This window comes from Caulobacter sp. GW821-FHT09H08 (assembly GCF_059415885.1).
Genome location: NZ_JBWKOC010000001.1, coordinates 427,984 through 449,819, shown reverse-complemented (window position 1 = coordinate 449,819; position 21,836 = coordinate 427,984). Strand labels below are relative to the sequence as shown.

The following is a 21,836-nucleotide window of genomic DNA, read 5'->3' as shown; positions in this document are numbered from 1 at the left end:
TCGACAAGCTCAGGGTGAGGTTTTGACTGCGAAGCCCTAGCCATGATCCTCACCCTGAGCTTGTCGAAGGGCGAGGATCACGCAGGGCGCTGACCTACTTCTTTTCCGCAGCCACCGGAGCGGCCTTCGCCGCCGGAGCCGGAGCCGCCGCCGGCGCGTCCGGATCCACCGCCGCCTTGGTCGGCGCGTCGGCCGTCGGGCCGTCCGCCTTCTGGCCGTTCAGCGGCGGCGTGCCGCGCGGGCGGCGGGTCCAGGTCTCGATCGGATAGACGCTGGCGCACTTCAGCCACTTGCCGGCCCAGGCGCCGCCGCTCTTCTCGCACTTCTCCTTCGGCCACACCCACAGGCCGTGGTAGGCGACGACGCCGGCGCTGCCGAGCAGGAACAGGCCCAGGAAGGCGTACTTCAAGCGGTTGATCGTCTTGTTCATGCGCCGCCCCTTACCGCCTTTCAGCGTTCAAGGGAATTGGGCCGCGTCGGTGTTGCGGCGCCACATGGTCCGGGAAATCGTACAAGTGTTTGAACGTTGAGCCCCTTACGGCATTACGTTTACGCGAAGGGAAACTTGCATTGCGGCGCCGAAGAGGTAAGTCGGTTGCCGAGCAGGAGAAACACAAGCCTGGAGGCGGTGGAAACCGATGAAGGTCCTAGTCCCGGTCAAACGGGTTATCGATTACAACGTGAAGGCCCGCGTTAAGGCGGACCAGACCGGCGTCGACCTTGCGAACGTCAAGATGTCGATGAACCCCTTCTGCGAGATCGCGGTCGAGGAAGCCGTCCGTCTCAAGGAAAAAGGCGTGGCGACCGAGGTCGTCATCGTCAGCATCGGTCCGGCGCAAGCCCAGGAAACGATCCGCACGGCGCTGGCCATGGGCGGCGACCGTGGCGTCCTGATCACCTCCGACGCCGACCTCGAGCCGCTGGCCGTCGCCAAGCTGCTGGCCGCCGTGGTGGCTGAAGAAGGCCCGAACCTCGTCCTGATGGGCAAGCAGGCGATCGATGGCGACAACAACGCCGTCGGCCAGATGCTGTCGGCCCTGCTGGGCTGGCCGCAAGCTACCTACGCCTCGGCCCTCGAAGTCTCGGGTTCGACCGCCAAGGTCACCCGCGAAGTCGATGGCGGTCTGCAGACCCTGGACGTTGACCTGCCGGCCGTCGTCACCGCCGACCTGCGCCTCAACGAGCCGCGCTACGCTTCGCTGCCCAACATCATGAAGGCGAAGAAGAAGGAAATCGCGCAGAAGACCGTCGCCGACTACGGCGTCGACGTCGCTCCGCGCCTGAAGGTCCTGAAGGTCACCGAGCCCGCCAAGCGCTCGGCCGGCATCAAGGTCGAAACCGCCGCTGACCTCGTGTCGAAGCTCAACACCGCGGGGGTGCTGTAATGGCTGTTCTCGTCGTCGCCGATAACGACAACGCGCACCTGCGCGATGGCACCCACAAGACCGTCACCGCCGCCCTGAAGATCTCGGGCGACGTGGACGTGCTGGTCCTGGGCAAGGGCGCCAAGGCCGTGGCCGACGCCGCCGCCAAGATCGCCGGCGTCCGCAAGGTGCTGCTGGCCGAGTCCGACGCCCTGGGCCACGGCGTGGCCGAAGCGCAAGCCGACGCGGTGCTGGCTCTCGCCGGCAACTATGATGCGATCCTCGTCCCGGCCACCGCCGGCGGCAAGAACTTCGCCCCGCGCGTCGCCGCCAAGCTGGACGTCGCCCCGATCTCGGAAATCATCGAAGTCGTGTCGGCCGACACCTTCGTGCGCCCGATCTACGCCGGCAACGCCTTGGAGACCATCCAGTCGTCGGACGGCAAGAAGGTGATCACCGTCCGTCCGACCGCCTTCGCGGCGGCGGCTGAAGGTGGCTCGGCCTCGGTCGAGAGCGTCGCTGGCGCTGACGCCGGCAAGACCCGCTTCGTCAGCGAAGAGATGGTCAAGTCGGACCGCCCGGAACTGGCCGCGGCCAAGATCGTCGTCTCGGGCGGTCGCGCCATGGGTTCGGCCGAGGAGTTCCAGCGCGTCATCGAGCCGCTGGCCGACAAGCTGGGCGCCGCCGTCGGCGCCTCGCGCGCGGCCGTCGACGCCGGCTATGCCCCGAACGACTACCAGGTCGGCCAGACGGGCAAGGTCGTGGCGCCGTCGCTGTACGTCGCCATCGGCATCTCGGGCGCCATCCAGCATCTGGCCGGCATGAAGGACTCCAAAGTGATCGTCGCGATCAACAAGGACGCCGACGCGCCGATCTTCCAGGTGGCCGACTTCGGCCTGGTGGCCGACTACAAGACGGCCGTGCCGGAACTGATGGACGCCCTGACCGCCGCCGGCAAATAAGCCAGGCGGCCGGAAGGCTCCAGACAACAGAAAGGCCCGGAGGCGACTCCGGGCCTTTTTCGTTTGGGCTTCTTTCGCCGTTTTGGCATGAGCCCGGTCCTATCGCACGGTGACGATCGGCTTGGCCCAGGCGGCGTTAGGGTCGGCGAGCGTCGGCGACTTGGCGGTCACGCTCGAGGCAAGGGCGAGCACCAGCGCGCCCGCGATCAGCAGGGTCTTCATTGTCATTCCTCGGGATTAGGTCTGGGGGATCTTCGGGGTCTTGCGGGGCGGGCCGTGATCAGCGGCTCCACGAGACTGAATATGACGAAGGCGACCCCGCTTTACGAACGATGCTATCTGCGGGAACTTGTGAGCTGGACTAACATCCCTACATCTTGACCATGCGTCTGCCGCCCTTCTCCTCGCTGGTCGCCCTGGAGGCCGCCGCTCGCCACAAGAGCTACAGCCGGGCGGCCGACGAGCTGTTCGTCACCCACGGCGCCGTCAGTCAGCAGGTCCGCAAGCTGGAGGAGGAGCTGGGAGTCCAGCTGTTCGCCCGGCGCGGCAACCAGATGGAGCCCACCTCCACCGGCGCGGCCCTGGCGACCCAGATCGCCGAAGCCATGACCACCCTGCGCCATGGGGTCGAAAGCGCCCGCCGCGCCGCCAGCGGCCCGATCGTGGTTTCGACCGGCGCCGCCTTCGCCACCCGCTGGCTGGTCACCCAACTGGCCCGCCTCTCGGCCGAGACCGGCGAGCTGGACCTGACCATCCGGGTCGAGGACCGGATGTCCGACCTCGTCACCGACGGCGCCGACGTCGCCTTTCGCTTCGGCGTCGGGCCTTGGCCGGGCACGGAGTCAGTGCGGCTGATCGACGAGGTGCTGTTCCCGGTGTGCAGCCCTGACCTGCTGAAGCGCTATCGGATCGAGAAGCCCGAGGACCTGCTGCAGGCCCCGCTGCTGCGCCACACCGGCCTGCCGTGGTCGACCTGGTTCAAGGCCATGGGCGTCGAAACGCCAGAGCTGCCGCCGGCCCTGGGCTTCGACGACAGCTCGATGATGCTGGACGCGGCCGCCCAAGGGCTCGGCGTGGCCCTGGCCCGCAGCGGCATCGCCCGCCGCGACCTGGGCGACGGCCGCCTGGTCCGCCCCCTGCCCGGCGAAGTCGACGTGGCGACGGGCCACCACTTCGTCTGGCGCCCCGAGAACCCGAAGCTGCCGAGGATCCTGAAGATCCGCGACTGGTTCCTGAAGGAGATGGACGGGGAGCGGAGAGAGCGAGAACGCTTCTAGATATCCAATTATATCGACATCATAAGGATTGATATGGGTGAGTTTCCAATTGATCGTTACTTCGGGGAACAAATACTTCCCGAGGACAGCTATCTTCGAAGACTACCAATGTGCACGGACAACGAGCAGCGCATTCGCTTGGATGCGCTAGTCCATATTGCGGATTCCGTCACATATGCCTTCAGAAATATCAGGAACACAGCAATAACCTGCGGACGGAATGGTGGCGACATCTCAAGTCTTGAGCGCACCGCCTTGTTCAGCATGGCTTGGACCATTGTGGATGATCTTCACGCCGCTCGCCTCCTGCTCCGCTCCTTAGTAAAGACACCAGGTCAATCTCTTTCGTCCTGGCTCGAAGATACGCAGTGTTTTCACGAAATGCGACGGATGATGGATCATCTTGATCAGAACGTCTCCAACATCGCCTCCCAGAGGACACGACGCCAGCCAATATTCGGATCTCTCTCGTTTCTTTATATCAACGACGATGACATCGTTGAGGTGGATGGCATTTCAAAGATCACTAAAGGCACCAGCTTCATGCTGATGACCGGCAAGGTATCTGAGGGATTTCGAATTCCAGCTCTAGCTCCTGGCCCTACCGGCTTCGCAACACCAGTGGATCTATTTTTCTTCAATGCGTTTGATCAACTTGTCGAATTGGGACCTATGATCCGGCGCCTAGGAGAGCTGCTTGCGGAGATAGAGACGAAGGTTGAAAGCTCTCTGGTTCGCGCCGCCCAAGCGTACGTAGACCAGCATGGCGGTGAAGAATCCGAACTATTAGCTGAAGCACCACGGGATTTTCTCGTTATGGTTGAATTTAAGATGGATGCACTAGCTCAAACCTGAAAGACTAGGCCGCCCTCTTCCGCGCCCCGGCCTTGCCGATCGCCGCGGTCAGATGTCCGCGGATCTCGGAGACCTGTTCGGCGGTCAAGCTGCGCTTGGGCAGCAGGTTGAAGATGGAATCGCTCTGGAACAGCAGCAGGATGGCGTCGTCCTCCAGCCACCGCACATAGTCGCCCCACGCTAGGCGGCTGTGCCCCGTCTCGCCGGTCACCCGCATGCCGTCCCGGTCCCAGTCGTAGGTGATCTCGCCGCCCAGGCCCTTCTGCTGCGTCATGATCTTTTTGGCGCGGCGGGGCAGCAGCACGAAGTCCTGCAGAAGGTTCGAAGCGACCAGGACCACGACCAGGATCGGCATGGTGACGTCCTGGAACGCCGCCTGCCAGCCATAGTCGGCGACGTTCGGCCAGAGCGCCCAGAGATAGATGGCGACCAGGAAAACCGGCACAAATCGCGAGACCTGGACGACCACGCTCTTGCGACGCTGGAGCCGCCAACCAGCCAGCAGATCCTGGGCGGTGAGTGTGATAGTGGCGGACGACATGGCGGCTCCAGGCAAACCTAAGGCTGCAGGCCTAGCCGACCCCGCCGCTCGCGCCAAGCTCAAGCCGCCCGCGCCACGCGCAGCGTCAGTGCGGCCTCGGCCACCGGCACCCCCAACCCCCGCATCGTCGCCGCCACCGCCACGTCCAGCGGCGTGCGCGGTTCCTCGCCCAGGAAGGCGACCAGCTTGCGGTTGTCCAGACGGACCGGCGAGCGCCAGAACGGCCGCATCTCGGCCAGTTCGCGCAGGGTTTCGCTGAACAGGCCGGCGATCGGCAGCAGGCCCCATGGCAGGCTCCGGACATTGGGACGGCTTTGACCGGCCGCGCGGGCGATGGCGCGGATCATGGCCGTCCCGTCCGCGTCCCAATGGCCGTCGAAGTGGAAGCGCGCGAAGGCCGGCTGCTCGGCCTCGCGGTCGGCCAGGCGGGCGAAGGTCTCGCCGACGTCGGGCAGATAGGCCCAGGCGTGGCCGACGCCCCCATGACGGGAAATGTCGCCCGGATAGAGGATGGCCTTCACCGCCTCGCCCGGCTTGACCAGGCCCGAGGCGAACCAGCTGTTCTGGGTGGAGCGCGGCCCGAAGTAGTCGCCGGCCCGCAGGATCAGCGAGCGGACGCCTTCGCTAGCGGCGGCCTCAAGTCGTGCCTCCATCGCGATCCGGATCTGGCCCTTGCGGGTGAAGGCGCGCTGGGGCGTGGTCTCGTCGATCAGAGCCTGGGCGGCGGGGTCGTAGTTGTAGATCGTGCCCGGCAGCAGGATGCGCGCACCGCTGGCCCGGGCGGCGGCGAGGGTGTTGTCGATCATCGGCAGCACTTGCTGCGCCCAGCCGCGATAACCGGGCGGGTTCACGGCGTGGATGATGACGGCGGCGCCCTGGGCGGCGGCGACCACCGCGTCGCGGTCCATGGCGTCACCCTTCACGTACTGGACGCCCGGCAGGTTCCCCTTGGCCGGATCGCGCACCAGGGCGCGGACGGTCCAGCCGTGGCGGACCAAGGCGGCGGCGGTCTCTCCGCCCACGCCGCCATTGGCGCCGAGGACGAGGGCGAGGCGGTTCGGGTTGGTGGTGGTCATGGGCGGCTCCTCAGCTACGTGATGACCAGAAGGTGCCGTACGACCCGCCTGATAGAAATTGCCGAGAATGAGCGATCAGATTATCAAAAATAGATGAGCCTCGATCTCCCCACCGCCACGGACTGGGAACGGCAGCGCGCCTTCCTGGCCGTGATCGACACCGGCAGCCTGTCGGCCGCCGCCCGCCAGCTGGGCGCGGCCCAGCCCACGGTGCGCCGACGGATCGAGGACCTGGAGGCCCAGCTGGGCGTGGCGCTGTTCACCCGCTCGCCCTCGGGCCTGACGCCCACGGCCCTGGGTCGCGAACTGGCCCAGCACGCGCGCGCCATGGCCATGGCCGCCGCCTCCCTGGCCCGCGCGGCCTCGGCGGAGGCGGAGGCGGCCTCGGGCGTGGTGCGGATCACCGCCAGCGAGGTGGTCGGCATGGAGGTGCTGCCCGCCATCCTGGCGCGGCTGCGCGAGGATCATCCGGGCCTGGTCTTCGAGCTGGCCCTGACCAACCGCAGCGAGGACCTGCTGCGCCGCGAGGCCGATATCGCCGTGCGCATGGTCCGCCCCACCCAGGAAGCCCTGGTCGCCAAGCGGGTCGGGAACATCAGCCTGGGCATGCACGCCCACAAGCGCCTGCTGGACGCCTGGGGCCGTCCCGCCACCTTCGAGGAGGCCCGCCGCCTGCCGCTGGTCGGCTACGAGACCGAGACCATCGGCGTGCGGACGGTGAAGGCGATGGGCCTGGACATGCGGGTCGAGGACTTCTCGTTCCGCTCCGACAACGATGTGGCCCAGCTGCAGGCGATCCGCGCGGGGCTGGGGCTGGGCATCTGCCAGGTCGGCCTGGCCGCCCGCGACCCGATGCTGGAGCGGGTGCTGGCGGGCAGCTTCCACTTCGATCTGGAGACCTTCGTCGTCACCCACGAGGACCTGAAGGACGTCCGCCGGGTGCGCCTGGTGTTCGACGCCCTGGTCGCGGGCTTGACGGATTATGCCCGGATCGGAAATACAGTTTGAACTAAACACGACTCCACCTAAAGTGGATGCGCGCGAATCGCTGCCTGGAAGTTGGCGGCGCTGTGAGCCGCGAGCCTTCCGGAAGCGAAGGGGGCCGGTCAGTCCAGTGGAGTAAGCTGATGGCGGTCGTCGGCCCGGACACCTCGGCCCTATCCAGCCTGTCGACGACCCGGATCGCGGCCCTGACCGGCGCGGCCCTGGCGGCGACCCCGGCGACGGAGTTCGCCAGGCTGACCGCCCAGCAGGTGGCGGCGATCTCGGTCACGGCGATCGGCTCGCTCAGCGCCGAGCAGTTCGCGGCCTTCGAGACCCGCCAGGTCAACGGCCTGACCGCCGCCCAACTGCCGCGCCTGTCGACGGCGATCACCTTCAGCCAGAGCCAGCTGGAGGTGTTGAGCCAGGCCCAGACCCAGGCGCTGTCGCGCACCCAGGTCGCCAGCCTGAGCACCCAGGCGCTGGACGGCCTACGGACCACCCAGATGTCGGCCCTGACGGTCACGGCGTTGTCGGCCCTCTCGCAGGAGCAGGTGCGCAGCCTGTCCCTGGCCCAGGTGCGGGCCCTGTCCACGCCCCAGGTGCGGTCCTTGTCGGCCACCGACGTCGCCGAGTTCAGCACCGACCAGATCGCGGCCCTGACCACCGCCCAGGTCGGCAGCCTGACCCCGACACAGTTTGGCGGCTTCTCGGCCGAGCAGGTCGCCGCCCTGACTCCCACCCAGTTCGGCGCGCTGTCGGCGGTCACCCTGCGCGGCCTGTCGGCCCAGACGGTGGCCCTGACCACCGCAGACCAGTGGCGCGGCGCCAGCATCGCGCAGATGTCGGCGCTCAACGCCGACCAGCTGAAGGCCCTGGGCGCCACGCGTCTGGCGGGCCTGGCCCCGAGCCAGGTCCGCGCCCTGTCGGCCACCGAGGTCGGTCGCGCGGGCTCGGCGCTGCTGGACGCCCTGACGCCCGCCCAGCTGGCCGGCCTGGCCGCGAACCAGACCGCCGCCCTGTCGATCACGGCGATCGCGGGCCTCTCCACATCCCAGATCGCGGCGCTGGATCCGGCCGCGATCAGCGGCCTGGCGGCCACCGGCGTCTCGCGGCTGAACGCCACTCAGGTGGACGCGCTCAGCGCCAACCAGATCGCCCGCCTGAACGCCACCCAGTTGAAGGGCCTGAACGGCGAGGACTTCAACGAGTTCACCCGGGTGCAGTTGAAGGCCTTCACCGCCACCCAGATCCGCGAACTGCCGCCCGAGCGCCTGGCGGGCCTGTCGGACGAGGACTTCGGCCAGTTCACGACCAGCCAGATCAAGGCCCTGACCGCGCTGCAGCTGAAGGCCCTGTCGACCACCGACATCGCGGCCCTCTCCAGCGAGCAGGCCGGGGCGCTGGCCGGCGGCCAGATCGCCGCCCTGTCCGGAACCCAGCTGGCCGTCCTGCGCGGCGTCGGCCCGCTCGCCCCCGTCCAACTTCAGAGCGTCTCGGCGACCCAGTTGAAGGCGTTCTCGGTCACCGATATCGGCCGCCTGTCCTCGACCGAGCTGCGGGGCCTGACCGGAACCCAGATCGCGGGCCTGTCGCCCGAGGCCCTGTCGTCGCTGGACGCCGACGAGACCGCCCAGCTGTCGCTCAACCAGATGAAGGGCCTGACGGTCACCCAGCTGCGGGGCCTGTCGGAGACCGATGTCGGCCAGTTCAGCACGACCCAGATCGGCGTCCTGGACGGGACCCAGGTCGGCGGCCTGCTGACCCGGCTGCCGGCCACGGCGGTCGGAGCCCTGGGCGGAACCCAGATCGCCAAGCTGCCGGCCACGGCGCTGGCGGCGCTATCGACCACCCAGATCGCCGCCCTCGGCCCGTTCCAGCTGCGCGCCCTGACCGCCGACCAGGTGGCCGGCATGCCCTCGACCATGGCCGGCGCCCTCAGCGCCACCCAGGTCGGCGCGCTGACTCCCAGCCAGATATCCGGCCTGTCGGCGACCAATCTCAGCCGCCTGTCGCCCGAGGGCCTGGGACGGCTGGACGCCAACCAGATCCGCGGCCTGACGACCGGCCAGATCAAGGGCCTGGCCACCACGGTCTTCGCCGCCTTCGGACCGACCCAGGTCGCGGCCCTGACCGCCACCCAGATCGGCGCGCTGTCGGCCGAGCTGATCGGCGGGTTCTCGGCCACGCAATGGGCGGGCCTGAGCGCCAGCCAGATCCAGGGCCTGGGGACCACCCAGCTGGGGACTCTGGACGCCGCCGACCTGCAGGCACTGAGCGTCACCCAGTGGACCGCCCTGCGCTCCACCCAGCTGACCGGGCTCTCGACCACCGCCCTGGCGAACCTGGACACCACGCGCCTGGCGCAGCTGACGCCGCTGCAGATCTCCGGCCTCGCCCCCGCCGCCGTGTCGGCCCTGGACGCCGCCCACGTCGCGGCCCTGTCGACCGCCCAGGTCGGCGCGCTGACCTTCACCCAGCTGCGCGGCCTCTCCGCCGAGGACATCGGCGAGTTCAGCGCCACCCAGGTGAGCGCGCTCTCCGCCACCCAGGTGCCCGGCCTGACCGCCACCGGCATGGCCGCCCTGGGCGCGAACCAGCTGGCCGCCATGACCGACGCCCAGCTGAAGGCCCTGGCGGCCTCGCAGATTTCGGCCCTGCGGCCGTCGCAGGTCGGCGGCCTGTCGACCACCCAGCTGGCGGCCCTGACCTCGGTGCAGCTCGGTTCGCTGGCGACCGACGCCCTGCCCGCCCTGTCCGCGACCCAGGTCTCGGGCCTGGCCGCCACCCAGCTGGCCGGCCTGTCGGCGACCCAGGCGGCCAGTCTGACCGGCGAGCAGCTGGCGGGTCTGGCCACCACCCAGGTCAGCGGCCTATCGGGCGGCTTCCTGGCCGCCCTGACGCCGACCGCCTTCTCGGCCCTGACCGCCACCCAGGTCGCGCGGCTGTCGACCACCCAGGTCCAGGGCCTCTCCACCACCCAGGTCGGATCGCTGTCGGCGACCGACTTCGCCGAGTTCTCCGCCAGCCAGCTCTCCGGCTTCACCCCGGCCCAGATCGGCGCGCTGTCGGCGACCAGTATGGGCGCCCTGCCCAGCACGGTGATCGCCGGCATGTCGGCCACCCAGTTCGCCGGCCTGACCTCGACCCAGCTGACGGCCCTGCCCGACGCCCTGGTGCGCGGGCGCCTCGGCCAACTGGGCGCCAGCCAGATGGCCGGGGTCTCGACCACGGTGATGGCCAGCCTGGACGCCACCGAGCTGGCGTCGCTGTCGGCCGCTCAGATCGGCTCCCTGTCGTCCTCGGCCTTCGCGGCCCTGGGAACCAGCCGCCTGCCCAATCTGAGCGCCACCCAGGTCGGTGGCCTCTCGACGACCCAGATCGCCGGCCTGGACGCATCGACCTTCGGCGCGCTGTCGGAGACCCAGGTCGCGGCGCTGTCGGCCGGCCAGGTCGGGGCGGTGCGCGGCGAGATCCTCTCGGCCCTGAACGCCACCCAGTTCGCCCGCCTGACCGCCACCCAGGTGCGCGGCCTGACGACCAGCCAGATCGAACAGTTCGACACGGCCGACATCGGCGACTTCACCGCCACCCAGATCGCCGCCCTGGGCGCGGCGCAGATCGAGGGCTTCTCGGCCGCCGACATCTCGGCGCTGAGCATGACCCAGGTCGCGGCCATGACCGCCGGCCAGATCGCGGCCCTGACGCCGGTGCAGGTGCGCGGTCTGTCGTCGGTCGATATCGGTGAGTTCAGCAAGACCCAGGTGGCGGCCCTGACCAGCAGCCAGGTCGGGGCTCTGTCCCTGACGGCGCTGGGCGGTCTCTCCAGCGATCAGTTCGGCGGCCTGACCGCCGCCCAGGTCCGGGGCTTCACCGCCGACCAGTTGGCGGCGCTGGGGACCGACGGCCTGGCCCGCCTCTCCGGAGCGCAGCTTGGCGCCCTGACCACCACCCAGGTCGGCCAGCTGCCGACCCGGGCGATCCAGGCGCTGAGCGCCACCCAGATCGACCAGATCATGCCCAGCCAGATCCCGGGCTTCACCAGCGAGCAGATCGCCGCCTTCAGTCCGACCCAGCTGGGCGAGCTGTCCCGCGCCCAGATCAACAAGCTGACCGCCGCGCAACTGGACGCCATGAACCGCGCCCAGCTGGAGGCGATCGGGCTGTAGGGGGCGGTCGCCAACTCGGCCTTCTAAAAACCTCCCGTCATTCCCGCCTTGTGGCGGGAACCCCTGGTTCAGCTGGCACGTGAGACGCTAGCGGATCGCCAGCGATCCGCCCCCACCGCACCTGCGACCGACAGAGGGGTTCCCGCCACAAGGGCGGGAATGACGGGTATTTGGAAAGGTCAGAGGGCGAGCTTCCCAAATCCGCCCCTGTGGCCCGGCGCCACCATCACGCGAGCGTCATGGATCAGTCGCCGGCTCGTCTCACCGCGCCCCTATCCCCGGCCCAATCGCATTCGCGAAGGGGATAAGGGCACATGCATTCCACGAAGACGAACGGCCGCCAGACGCGGCTCTGGTGCGGCGCGGCCTTGGCCGCCCTGATGGCTGGCGGCCTGGCCACGAGCGCCCATGCCGCCGACGCGGCTGTGGCGACGACCGCCGCCAACCCGACCGGCGACACCGATTCGACCGTCGAGCAGGTCATCATCACCAGCCAGCGCGAGACGCGTTCGGCGGTGGCCATGGAAGCCCAGCAGATCCAGCGCGTCCTCCCCGGCGCCAATCCGCTGAAGGCCATCCAGTTCCTGCCCGGCGTCGTCTATCGGACCGCCGATCCGTGGGGCAACAACGAGCAGAACCTGTCGCTGTTCGTCCACGGCTTCTCGACCCAGCAGCTGGGCTACACCCTGGACGGCGTGCCGCTGGGCGACCAGCAGTACGGCAACTACAACGGCCTGTCGGTCTCGCGCGCGATCACCAGCGAGAACGTCAGCCGCGTGACCCTGTCGTCGGGCGCCGGCTCGCTGGGCGTGGCCTCGACCAGCAACCTGGGCGGCGCCATCGAAACCTTCAGCCGCGATCCGTCGGCCGAGCGCGGCTTCAACATCCGCCAGACGGTGGGCAGCAACGAGACCAGCCGCACCTTCGTGCGTCTCGACACCGGCGAGATGGCCAACGGCTTCAAGGGCTTCATCTCGTACGTGCGCCAGGACGCCAAGGCCTGGGACTTCGACGGCCACCAGCGCGGCCACCAGGTGAACCTGAAGCTGGTCCACGAGGGCGAGAAGGGCGAGCTGACCCTCTATGCCGACTGGCAGATGAAGGTGGAGCCGAACGAAGACGCCACCGCCATGGGCAACCAGCAGACCGCCGCCGCGGCCAGCTTCACGCCCTATACGCGTCCGTTCATCTATCCCGACCTGGCCGCCTGCACGAGCCGCCTGACGGGCGGGCCAGGCACCCCTCCGCCGGCCCAGGGCAACAACTTCTCGAACTGCTTCAGCGCCGCCCAGCGTGAAGACATCATCGGCTACGTGAAGTACGCCTGGAGGCCAGTGGAAGGGTTTAGTTGGACCAACCAAGTCTACCACCACTACAACTTCGGTCGCGGCATCGTGGCCGGCCCGGTCAACACCGCCGGCCTGCCCGCGCTGTTCGCCACCTACTATCCGAACCTGGTGGTCGGCGGCTCGGCCACCAGCGCCGGCACCCTGGCCAACATCGTCGCCCTGATGGGCGGCTCGGGCAACGCGGTGCGCACCACCGAGTACCGCATCAACCGCACCGGCCTGCTGTCGACGGCCGAATGGACCCTGGGCGACCACCAGATCAAGGGCGGCGTCTGGTTCGAGCACAACGAACCGGCCCAGCACCGCGTCTGGTACCCGATGACGGCCGAGAACAACGACCTGTCGCCCTACGACGTGCCGCGCGGCAAGAAGGCCCTGACCCAGTACGCCGCTGAGTTCTTCACCAACGACATCCAGCTGCACCTGCAGGACCAGTGGCGTGTGACCCCCAGCCTGCTGCTGCAGGCGGGCTTCAAGTCGAGCCTGCAGGACGCGACCGGCAAGTTCCCGATCAACCAGCAGAACCTGCCGACGGTGGCCGTGCCGGTCCGCTATCCGACGGGCAGCATCGAGTCGAACAAGTGGTTCCTGCCGCAGCTGGGCCTGCTGTGGGACATCAGCGAGAACGACCAGCTGTTCATCAACGCCCAGCAGAACATGCGTCAGTTCATCCCATACGGCGCGGGCAGCGGCTTCTACGGCTTCTCGGCGTGGAGCCTGGGCACCCAGGCGGCGTTCGAGCTGTTCAAGTCGACCGTGAAGCCGGAAACGGCCTGGACCTACGAGCTGGGCCTGCGCTCGCGCCGTGACGTCAGCCTCGGCCCGATCACCGGCGTCGAGGGCCAGGTCAACGTCTACGACGTGAAGTTCAAGAACCGCCTGCTGAACATCGCGCCCTACAACTTCATCAACCCGGCGCCGGCCATCCTGGCCAATGTCGGCGGTGTGACCACCAAGGGCGTCGATGTCGCCGGCACCCTGAAGTTCGGCGAGCACTTCCAGCTCTACAACGCGCTCTCGTACAATTCGTCGAAGTACGACAGCGACTACCAGAGCGGCACGACCCTGGTGGGCGGCATCTCGACGCCGGTCACGGTCGCCACCTCAGGCAAGTACGTCCCGCTGACGCCGAAGTGGATGAACAAGACCATCGCTCGCGTGAACTACGGCAAGTTCGAAGCCCAGATCAGCGGCGACTATGTCGGCAAGCGCTACGTCACCTACCTGAACGACCTGTCGGTGAAGGCGATGATGCTGGTCGACCTGCAGGCCGGCTACAGCTTCGACACACCGACCGACGGCATGGTCAAAGGCCTGCGCCTGACGGCCAATGTCACCAACCTCTTCGACAAGAAGGGCGTCTCGACGGCCGGCGTGACCAGCAACTCGGGCGGCTACACGGCCTTCCCGCAGGCGCCGCGCATGGGCTACCTGACGCTATCGGCGGAGTTCTAGTCGGAGAAACGGAAACCTCGCCCTTCGACAAGCTCAGGGTGAGGTTTCCGACTGATACCGGTCCAAAAGTAGTCCTCATCCTGAGCCTGTCGAAGGACGAGGACGGCCCAAGAAAAAGGCCCGGCGGTTTCCCGCCGGGCCTTCGATCTTTCAAACCCCTAAGGACTTAGTCCTTGGCGCGTTCCTGATAGGAATTGTCTTCCGTCAGGATGATCACGCGGGTGCCGACGGTGATGTACGGCGGCACGGTCGTCTTGACGCCGTTGCTGAGCACGGCCGGCTTGTACGACGACGAGGCGGTCTGGCCCTTCACCGACGGTTCGGTGTCGACGATTTCCAGGACCACGGTGCGCGGCAGTTCGATGGCGATCGGCACGTCGTTGTGCGTCGACAGCTGCACCGTCATGTTCTCTTGCAGGTACGGCGCGGCGTCGCCGATCACTTCTTCCGTGGCCACGAGCTGGTCGTAGCTTTCCGGATTCATGAAGTGGAAGCCTTCGGCGTCCTGGTACAGGAAGGTGTGGTTGCGCTGGTCGACGAAGGCGCGCTCGACCTGCTCGGTCGTGCGATAGCGCTCCGAAACCTTCACCCCGTCCGAGATGCGGCGCATGTTCAGCTGGGTCACCGGAGTGCCCTTGCCGGGGTGGATGTTGTCGACCGTCAGGACGACATAGAGCTTGCCGTCCATATCGACGACGGCGCCTTTGCGGAGCGAGCTGGCAGCGACCTTCACGTAGTTATCGTCCTTAGATGAAAGCGCGCGCGAGGCCGCGGGCGCGATCGTGCTATTGATCCTTGCCCGCCCTCCTATAGCGAACGGGCCGAAATCTCCAGCTTCTTCGGTTTGACCTTGTCCCAGACCTCTTCCACCTGGTGGCGCAGCGACGTCCACGCCGACCGCCGACCGTTCCTGCTGGCCCGCAACCGGATCACCAAGGCCTTCCGCGCCTGGTTCGACGGGCAAGGGTTCGAGGAGGTCGAGGCCGCGGCCCTGCAGGTCTCGCCGGGCAACGAGGCGCACCTGCACGCCTTCGCCACGCAGGCGCTGACGATCTCGGGCGAGGCCTCGCCGCTCTACCTGCACACCTCGCCGGAATTCGCCTGCAAGAAGCTGCTGGCGGCGGGCGAGGAGAAGATCTTCAGCCTGGGCAAGGTGTGGCGAAACCGCGAGCGCGGGCCGCTGCACCATCCCGAGTTCACGATGCTGGAGTGGTACCGGGCCGACGCACCCTACCAGACCCTGATGGACGACTGCGCGACCCTCTTGGCCCTGGCGGCCGAGACGGCGGGGACCAAGCGCTTCGACTTCCGGGGCATGACCTGCGATCCCTTCGCCGAGCCGGAACGGCTGTCGGTGGCCGAGGCGTTCCAGCGTCATGCGGGGGTCGACCTCTTGGCCAGCGTCGCCGCCGACGGCTCCACCGACCGCGACGCCCTCGCCGCCAAGGCCCGCGCCGCCGGGATCCGCGTGGCGGAGGACGATGGCTGGGCCGACATCTTCAGCCGGATCATCGTCGAGAAGGTCGAGCCGCGCCTGGGCGAAGGCCGCGCCACGGTGCTGTGCGAGTATCCGATCTCGGAAGCCGCCCTGGCGCGGCCCAAGGACGCCGACCCGCGCGTGGCCGAACGGTTCGAGCTCTATGCCTGCGGTGTCGAGCTGGCCAACGCCTTCGGCGAACTCACCGACCCGGCCGAGCAGCGCCGCCGGTTCATGATCGAGATGGACGAGAAGGCCCGCATCTATGGCGAGCGCTATCCGATCGACGAGGACTTCCTCGCCGCCCTGGCGCACATGCCGGAGGCTTCCGGCTCGGCCCTGGGCTTCGACCGGCTGGTGCTGCTGGCCACCGGCGCGCGGCGGATCGAGGACGTGGTCTGGACGCCGGTGGCGGGTTGAAGCCTTAGGTCGGCAAGGCGGTGACCAGAGGCGCCGTTTCGATTTCCTGGATGAAGGATTGGGTCAGGTTGCCGCTGGCCTTCTCACGTTCCCAGGCCATGCGCCCCATCGCCCCCTCGATATAGGCCCGCCCCCACTGGCGTCGCTTCTTCCAGATCTCGGGCGGCAGGCCACGACGGTGCGAGACGAACCACTGAGCCTCCAGACGATGCAGGAAGGCGCGGCTGACGAAATTCAACTGGGCGAGTTCAGCGCTTGAGAAGGTTTCGGGCTCGGCGTCCGGCGCGAAGCTCCGAACGGAAAGCTCGGCGAGCGCCGGATCCTGGGCGATCGCAAGGTTGAAGTCTGACCAAGTGATCTCCCCCTCGAAGGCGGTCTGCATCTCCCGCTCGTTGCGGCTGCGCCGGTATTCGAAGAAGGCGTAGAGCAAGGTGACCACCACGCCGGCCCCGCTGACGAAGTCGCCAAGATTGCCCAGATTCTGAATTGTCATGCCCGCCCCCGAGATGTCGTAGGAGACGGCGGCGAGCGCCGATCCGTCAAGCGTCGGTTAGTCGACCTTGCGCCTCCGCACCGCGCCGACACCCCAATAGACCAGCGCCGCCGCCACGAAGCTCGGCAAGGTCGCGCCGAGGTCGGGGGCCAGACGGCTCAAGGCCTGGTAGGTCGCGATCCCCAGCGCCCAGGCAACCAGCCCCGGCAGGTTCAGCGCCCCGATCGCCGCGAGGCCGCCGGACAGCGGCTGGCGACGGCGGACGACGAAGTGGTCGGTCAGCAGCACGCCGAACAGCGGCGCGAACACCGAGCCGATCAGCAGCAGGAAGCCCTCGTACTGCGCCATCGGGGCGAACAGCGCGACGGTCGTGCAGACGCCGCCGAAGATCAGGGCCAGGTTGGCCGGCGGCATCTTGATCAGGGTCGCGGTCGAGACGGCGGCCGAGTGGATGTCGGCGAAGGTGTTGTCGGTCTCGTCGATGACGATCAGCAGCAGGGCGATACCGCCGCCGCTGGCGGCCAGGGCGGCCAGCAACAGGCTGCTCTCGCCGCTGGCGGCGACTAGGGCGTAGGCCGCGCCCAGGCCCATGAACCAGATATTGGCCAGCACATAGCCGGCGAACGTGCCCTTGAACGCGCCGCTCGCATTGCGGCTGAAGCGGCTGTAGTCGGCGATCAGCGGCAGCCACGACAGCGGCATGGCGATCACGAGATCGACGCCCGCGCCGAAGCTCATCTCACCGGTGCCCGCCTTGGCGATCAGGGCGCCCAGGTCGTGGTCGGCCAGCAGTCGCCAGCTCAGCCACGCCGCGCCGGCCAGCAGCAGCCACAGGCCCCAGGCGCGCAGGAAGCGGCGCACGAACGACAGCGGCCCCTGGATGGCCAGGAAGGTGGCCAGGCCGCCGAACACCAGGGTCCAGGCGACCGGGCTGGAGAAGCCGGTCGCCTGCCTGGTCAGGGCGTCGGCGGCGTCGCGCATGGCGATGATCTCGAACGCGCCCCAGCCGGTCAGCTGCAGGGCGTTGAGCACCGTCGGCACGCTGGCGCCCCGCGCGCCCAGGACCAGCCGCAGCGAGCCCATGGCCGAGAGGCCCGTATCGGCCCCGACCACCCCGGCGGCGGCCAGCAGCAACGCGCCCAGCACCGAGCCGACGATGATGGCCGCCAGGGCCATGCCCAGGCTGAGACCCGGGACCAGGAAGGCGCCCGCCTGCAGGACCAGCAGGCCGATGCCCAGGCTGAACCACAGCGAAAAGGCTTCGGACATCCCGAACGCGCGGCGCTCGGCCGGGACGGGGGTCAACGGATCGTAGGTGCTGTCGAGCTCGGCCATGGATTCCGTTTAGCAGGTTGGGGCTGAGACGCGAACTCACTTGCCCCCACCTGACCTGCTCCGCAGGTCGTCCGCCCCCGGAGGGGGCCAGTATTTGCCTCCGCCCCCAAAATCCCGCATATCCCCGCCCCTCATGTCCCCCGCCCAGAAGACCCTCCGCGACGCCCGGTCCTTGACCGAGGCCGGGCTGGTCCCGCCCGAGCGCCTGCCGGCGCTGGAGGCGGTGGCGGCGCGGTATGCGGTGGCGATCACGCCGGCGATGGCCGAGCTGATCGACCCGGCCAACGCCAACGACCCGATCGCCCGCCAGTTCATCCCCTCGTCGGAAGAGTTGGTGAGCTCGCCCGGCGAGGACGGCGACCCGATCGGCGACAATGTCCACAGCCCGGTCGAGGGCATCGTCCACCGCTATCGCGACCGGGTCCTGCTGAAGCCGACCCACACCTGCGCGGTCTATTGCCGGTTCTGCTTCCGCCGCGAGATGGTCGGGCCCGAGGGCTTGTCGAACCTCTCCCCCGCCCAGCTGGACGCGGCCTTCGCCTATATCGCCGGCCGCCCGGAGATCTGGGAGGTCATCGTCACCGGCGGCGACCCGTTCGTGCTGTCGCCGCGCCGCCTGGCCGACCTGATGGACCGGCTGGAAGCTATCCCGCATGTCAGGATCGTCCGCTTCCACACCCGCGTCCCGGCGGTCGATCCGGACGCCGTGACCGACGACCTGGTCGCGGCCCTGAAGCGCTCGACCAAGACGGTCTATGTCGCCCTGCACGCCAACCACGTCCGCGAGCTGACCCCGGCCGCCCGCGCGGCCTGCGCCCGGATCATCGACGCCGGGATCCCGATGCTGTCCCAGACGGTGCTGCTGCGCGGGGTCAATGACGACGCCGAGACGCTGGCCGACCTGATGCGGGCCTTCGTCGAGACGCGGATCCGGCCCTACTACCTGCACCATGGCGACCACGCCCCGGGTACGGCCCACCTGCGCACCACCCTGGCCGAGGGTCAGGCGATCATGAAGGCGCTGCGCGGGACGGTCTCGGGCCTGGCCCAGCCGACCTATGTGCTCGACATCCCCGGCGGCCACGGCAAGGTCCCGGTGGGTCCCAACTACGTCACCGAAGGCGTTGTCGAGGATCCGAACGGCGCGGTCCGGCCCTATCCGCCGACCGCCTGACGCCGGCGTAAGGCCGGGCTTGCGTTGCGTCGCAGCAAAGCCTTGGCGAGGGCATGGTTTCTCGTGCTAGAAAAGTCGTCACATCCGTAGGCGCGGGCGTCGCGGCCCGACGTGACTTCAAGCGAAGGCTTGGCTTTTATGAGTGAAATCAAGACGGTCGGCGTTATCGGCGCCGGCCAGATGGGGTCCGGCATCGCGCATGTCGTCGCCCTGGGCGGTTACGACGTGCGTCTCCACGATCTCTCGCGTGAGCGGATCGACGCCGGCCTGGCCCTGATCGAGAAAAACCTGGCTCGCCAAGTCGGGCGCGGGATCATCGACGACGCCGCGATGCAGGCCGCCCTGGCGCGCATCGTTCCGGCCGAGAGCCTCGAGGAGATCGGCGCCACCGACCTCGCCATCGAGGCCGCGACCGAGAACGAGGAGATCAAGAAGTCGATCTTCCGCAGCCTGCAGCCGCACCTCTCGCCCACCACGATCCTGGCCTCGAACACCTCGTCGATCTCGATCACGCGCCTGGCCTCGGTGACCGACCGTCCCGAGCGCTTCATCGGCCTGCACTTCATGAACCCCGTGCCGCTGATGAAGCTGGTGGAGATCATCCGCGGCATCGCCACGGACGTCCCGACCTACGAGCGCGCGGTCACCTTCGCCCAGTCGCTGGGCAAGATCACCAGCAACGCCGAGGACTTCCCCGCCTTCATCGTCAACCGCGTGCTGGTGCCGATGATCAACGAGGCGATCTACACGCTGTACGAAGGGGTCGGCACGGTCGACGCCATCGACACGGCGATGAAGCTGGGCGCCAATCATCCGATGGGCCCGCTGGAACTGGGCGACTTCATCGGCCTGGATACCGTGCTGAGCATCATGAACGTGCTCTACGAGGGCCTGGCCGACAGCAAGTACCGTCCCTGCCCGCTGCTGGTGAAGTATGTCGAGGCCGGGTGGCTTGGCAAAAAGACCGGCCGCGGGTTCTATGACTACCGAGGCGAGACGCCGGTTCCCACACGCTAAGGGCGTACGGCGTCTCTCGGAACGGGGGGACGCCGAATGACCGCCACGGACGCGAACGACCACGACATCGTACCGGTCCTGCGACCGGTCGCCGCCGGCGAGCGGCATCTCAGTCTCGACACCCTGCGCGGCCTGGGCGTGATGGGCATCCTGGCCGTCAACGCCGTGGGCTTCGCCCAGCCGATGTCAGTCTATGTCTCGCCGGAGCTGTCGCCCCACCCGCTGGTCGGGGCCGAGGCGACCGCTTGGTGGGTGGTCCAGACCTTCTTCCACTACAAGTTCGTCACCCTGTTCTCGATGCTGTTCGGCGTGTCGATCCTGCTGGTCGGCGGCGAGCGCTCGGACAAGCCGCGCGGCGCCCTGCTGCGCCGCCGCCTGGGCTGGCTGTTCGTGATCGGCCTGATCCACGGCCTGGTCATTTGGTTCGGCGACATCCTGCTGCTCTATGCCTGCACCGGCTTCCTGGCGATGCTGGCCAGGTCCTGGACGCCCAAGCGGCTATTCGCCGTCAGCATTCCCATCCTGCTGCTGGGCTCGATCCTGGCCGTCGTGCCGCTGCTCTTCCTGGAAGGCGCCCCGCCGGAGATCCAGAAGCAGGTCATCGCCGGCATGGGCCAGCCGGGCGGCGACGTCCCCGTGGCGACCTCGATCGCGGCCATGAAGGCGGGCCTGGTCTCGGCCATGGCCGAGAACGCCAAGCAGTGGCTGGTGCTGCAGCCGGCCAGCGTGATCGTCTTCATCTGGCGCACGGGCGCGCTGATGCTGCTGGGCATGGCGCTGTTCAAGACCGGCTTCCTGACCGGCAAGGCCAAGACCTGGGTCTATGCCGTGCTGATCGCCCTCGGCGCGGCGGGCCTGGCCTGGACCGGCTGGGAGAACAGCGAAAAGCTCGCCACCCACTTCGCCAAGCCGCAGGCCATGGGCCGGTTCAACCTGGCCTACGAGTTCATGACCCTGCCGATCACCCTGGGCTACGCCTCGCTGGCGATCCTGCTGATCCGTTCGGCGGTGGTGCGCAAGCTGCTGACGCCGCTGTCGCGCCTGGGCCAGATGGCCTTCACCAACTACCTGACCCAGTCGATCATCATGACCACGATCTTCTGGAGTGGCCGGGGCCTGGGCTATTTCGGCGACTTCAACCGCGTGCAGCTGTGGGAATGCGTCATCGCCATCTGGGTGCTGCAGCTGATTTGGTCACCGCTGTGGTTGGCCCGCTTCCGCATGGGGCCGCTGGAGTGGGTGTGGCGGCGGCTGTCCTACGGCAAGGGCCTGGAGCGGGCGGTCTAGATGTACGTCGCCGTCGTCTTGCTGACGATGCTGCTGCTGCCCAGTGCGTCGGTGCTGGTCGAGCACGCGATGCGGCCCGAGGCGCAGCTCCTGGCCCTGGTCGGCCGGTGGTTCGTGTTCTGGGGCGTCGGCGTGCGCCTGGGCCTGGCCGGCCTGCGCCAGCTGCTGCAGCCGGGCTTCACCGCGCGGGAGATCTTCCACATGCAGGGCGACGAGGCCCTGCCGCTGGTGCGGGAGCTGGGGGTGGCCAACCTGGCCTCGGCCGTCGTGGCCCTGGCTTCGATCGTCGCGCCCAGCTTCGTGCTGCCGGCGGCGATCTCGGCCGGGATCTTCTACGCCGTCGCCGGGGTTCGCCACGCCCTCGAGCGGGGACGCTCATCGAACGAGACGGTCGCCATGGTCAGCGACCTGTTCATGGCCGTGGTGCTGGTGGGCTTCGTCCTGGCCACGCTGGCGAGCGGCGCGCGCTAGGACCTTGCGGGTCGAAGGATCGGGAGGGTTGGGCCGCCGAGCCCCTCTGGGACTCGACGACCACAGCGCGGTCAGCCTGATACCCCACCAGCGACCGCACGGCGCACTCTTGGCGCGCGGCGACCGAGCTGTC

General features: G+C 68.2%; 19 protein-coding genes and 1 pseudogene. 12 read left to right on the top strand and 8 right to left on the bottom strand.

The genetic code is table 11. The features are described 5' to 3' along the window. Positions 1 to 94 precede the first annotated feature (94 nt). Positions 95 to 430 carry a hypothetical protein gene (locus tag AC07NN_RS02240; protein WP_494637512.1) on the bottom strand — a complete coding sequence of 112 codons (336 nt, stop codon included), beginning with the start codon at positions 428 to 430 and terminating at the stop codon, positions 95 to 97. Between the two features lie 208 nt (positions 431 to 638). Here AC07NN_RS02240 and AC07NN_RS02235 point away from each other — a divergent pair, with 208 nt between their 5' ends. Both AC07NN_RS02235 and AC07NN_RS02230 read left to right on the top strand, forming a co-directional pair. Next, entirely contained in the window at positions 639 to 1,385 is a 747-nt protein-coding gene (locus AC07NN_RS02235; protein WP_494637511.1) for an electron transfer flavoprotein subunit beta/FixA family protein, read from the top strand. Next, positions 1,385 to 2,326: an electron transfer flavoprotein subunit alpha/FixB family protein gene (locus AC07NN_RS02230; RefSeq protein WP_494637510.1), complete on the top strand. Its 942-nt coding sequence runs from the start codon at positions 1,385 to 1,387 to the stop codon at positions 2,324 to 2,326. The genes AC07NN_RS02235 and AC07NN_RS02230 overlap by 1 nt, the downstream gene beginning before the upstream one ends. Before the next feature lie 99 nt (positions 2,327 to 2,425). On the opposite strand, the gene AC07NN_RS02225 is transcribed toward AC07NN_RS02230, so the two are convergent. Continuing rightward, positions 2,426 to 2,548, bottom strand: coding sequence for a hypothetical protein (locus tag AC07NN_RS02225; protein WP_494637509.1), 123 nt, complete (start codon positions 2,546 to 2,548; stop codon positions 2,426 to 2,428). 161 nt (positions 2,549 to 2,709) lie between these two features. On the opposite strand from AC07NN_RS02225, the gene gcvA reads away from it, so the two are divergent. Continuing rightward, a complete protein-coding gene (gcvA, locus tag AC07NN_RS02220; protein WP_494637508.1) occupies positions 2,710 to 3,603 on the top strand; it encodes a transcriptional regulator GcvA in 894 nt (297 codons plus the stop codon). A gap of 33 nt (positions 3,604 to 3,636) precedes the next feature. Next, positions 3,637 to 4,458, top strand: coding sequence for a hypothetical protein (locus AC07NN_RS02215; protein ID WP_494637507.1), 822 nt, complete (start codon positions 3,637 to 3,639; stop codon positions 4,456 to 4,458). Positions 4,459 to 4,462: 4 nt separating this feature from the next. Here AC07NN_RS02215 and AC07NN_RS02210 read toward each other — a convergent pair whose 3' ends face one another. Together AC07NN_RS02210 and AC07NN_RS02205 are read right to left on the bottom strand one after the other, a co-directional pair. Beyond that, complete coding sequence (locus AC07NN_RS02210; RefSeq protein ID WP_494637506.1) at positions 4,463 to 4,999, bottom strand: YcxB family protein; 537 nt, start codon at positions 4,997 to 4,999, stop codon at positions 4,463 to 4,465. Positions 5,000 to 5,058: 59 nt separating this feature from the next. Beyond that, on the bottom strand, positions 5,059 to 6,075 hold the full coding sequence (locus AC07NN_RS02205) for an NAD(P)H-binding protein (RefSeq protein WP_494637505.1): 1,017 nt from the start codon (positions 6,073 to 6,075) through the stop codon (positions 5,059 to 5,061). 93 nt (positions 6,076 to 6,168) lie between these two features. Here AC07NN_RS02205 and AC07NN_RS02200 point away from each other — a divergent pair, with 93 nt between their 5' ends. Together AC07NN_RS02200 and AC07NN_RS02195 are read left to right on the top strand one after the other, a co-directional pair. Continuing rightward, on the top strand, positions 6,169 to 7,083 hold the full coding sequence (locus AC07NN_RS02200; protein ID WP_494637504.1) for a LysR family transcriptional regulator: 915 nt from the start codon (positions 6,169 to 6,171) through the stop codon (positions 7,081 to 7,083). A 119-nt stretch (positions 7,084 to 7,202) separates the two neighbouring features. Continuing rightward, positions 7,203 to 11,225 carry a beta strand repeat-containing protein gene (locus AC07NN_RS02195; RefSeq protein ID WP_494637503.1) on the top strand — a complete coding sequence of 1,341 codons (4,023 nt, stop codon included), beginning with the start codon at positions 7,203 to 7,205 and terminating at the stop codon, positions 11,223 to 11,225. Between the two features lie 46 nt (positions 11,226 to 11,271). Here AC07NN_RS02195 and AC07NN_RS02190 read toward each other — a convergent pair. After that, positions 11,272 to 11,424, bottom strand: a pseudogene (locus AC07NN_RS02190) (hypothetical protein); the annotation flags it as partial. Between the two features lie 115 nt (positions 11,425 to 11,539). On the opposite strand from AC07NN_RS02190, the gene AC07NN_RS02185 reads away from it, so the two are divergent. Next, positions 11,540 to 14,029 carry a TonB-dependent receptor gene (locus tag AC07NN_RS02185; RefSeq protein WP_494637502.1) on the top strand — a complete coding sequence of 830 codons (2,490 nt, stop codon included), beginning with the start codon at positions 11,540 to 11,542 and terminating at the stop codon, positions 14,027 to 14,029. Between the two features lie 166 nt (positions 14,030 to 14,195). On the opposite strand, the gene efp is transcribed toward AC07NN_RS02185, so the two are convergent. Beyond that, the gene (gene efp / locus AC07NN_RS02180) at positions 14,196 to 14,762 is read right to left on the bottom strand and encodes an elongation factor P (protein WP_494637501.1); all 567 of its coding nucleotides are present in this window, start codon (positions 14,760 to 14,762) and stop codon (positions 14,196 to 14,198) included. Positions 14,763 to 14,879: 117 nt separating this feature from the next. Here efp and epmA point away from each other — a divergent pair, with 117 nt between their 5' ends. Then, positions 14,880 to 15,926: an EF-P lysine aminoacylase EpmA gene (epmA, locus tag AC07NN_RS02175; protein ID WP_494637500.1), complete on the top strand. Its 1,047-nt coding sequence runs from the start codon at positions 14,880 to 14,882 to the stop codon at positions 15,924 to 15,926. A gap of 4 nt (positions 15,927 to 15,930) precedes the next feature. On the opposite strand, the gene AC07NN_RS02170 is transcribed toward epmA, so the two are convergent. Next, positions 15,931 to 16,419: a hypothetical protein gene (locus AC07NN_RS02170; protein WP_494637499.1), complete on the bottom strand. Its 489-nt coding sequence runs from the start codon at positions 16,417 to 16,419 to the stop codon at positions 15,931 to 15,933. Between the two features lie 57 nt (positions 16,420 to 16,476). Then, positions 16,477 to 17,754: a putative hydroxymethylpyrimidine transporter CytX gene (cytX, locus tag AC07NN_RS02165; protein ID WP_494637498.1), complete on the bottom strand. Its 1,278-nt coding sequence runs from the start codon at positions 17,752 to 17,754 to the stop codon at positions 16,477 to 16,479. Between the two features lie 133 nt (positions 17,755 to 17,887). Between cytX and AC07NN_RS02160 the strand changes: the two genes are divergently transcribed. From AC07NN_RS02160 to AC07NN_RS02145, 4 genes are all read left to right on the top strand, one after another. Beyond that, a complete protein-coding gene (locus tag AC07NN_RS02160; protein WP_494637497.1) occupies positions 17,888 to 18,928 on the top strand; it encodes a lysine-2,3-aminomutase-like protein in 1,041 nt (346 codons plus the stop codon). A 138-nt stretch (positions 18,929 to 19,066) separates the two neighbouring features. Next, complete coding sequence (locus AC07NN_RS02155) at positions 19,067 to 19,945, top strand: 3-hydroxybutyryl-CoA dehydrogenase (protein WP_494637496.1); 879 nt, start codon at positions 19,067 to 19,069, stop codon at positions 19,943 to 19,945. A 36-nt stretch (positions 19,946 to 19,981) separates the two neighbouring features. After that, positions 19,982 to 21,232, top strand: coding sequence for a DUF418 domain-containing protein (locus AC07NN_RS02150; protein ID WP_494637495.1), 1,251 nt, complete (start codon positions 19,982 to 19,984; stop codon positions 21,230 to 21,232). Further along, on the top strand, positions 21,233 to 21,703 hold the full coding sequence (locus tag AC07NN_RS02145; protein WP_494637494.1) for a DUF6790 family protein: 471 nt from the start codon (positions 21,233 to 21,235) through the stop codon (positions 21,701 to 21,703). Positions 21,704 to 21,836: the final 133 nt, after the last annotated feature.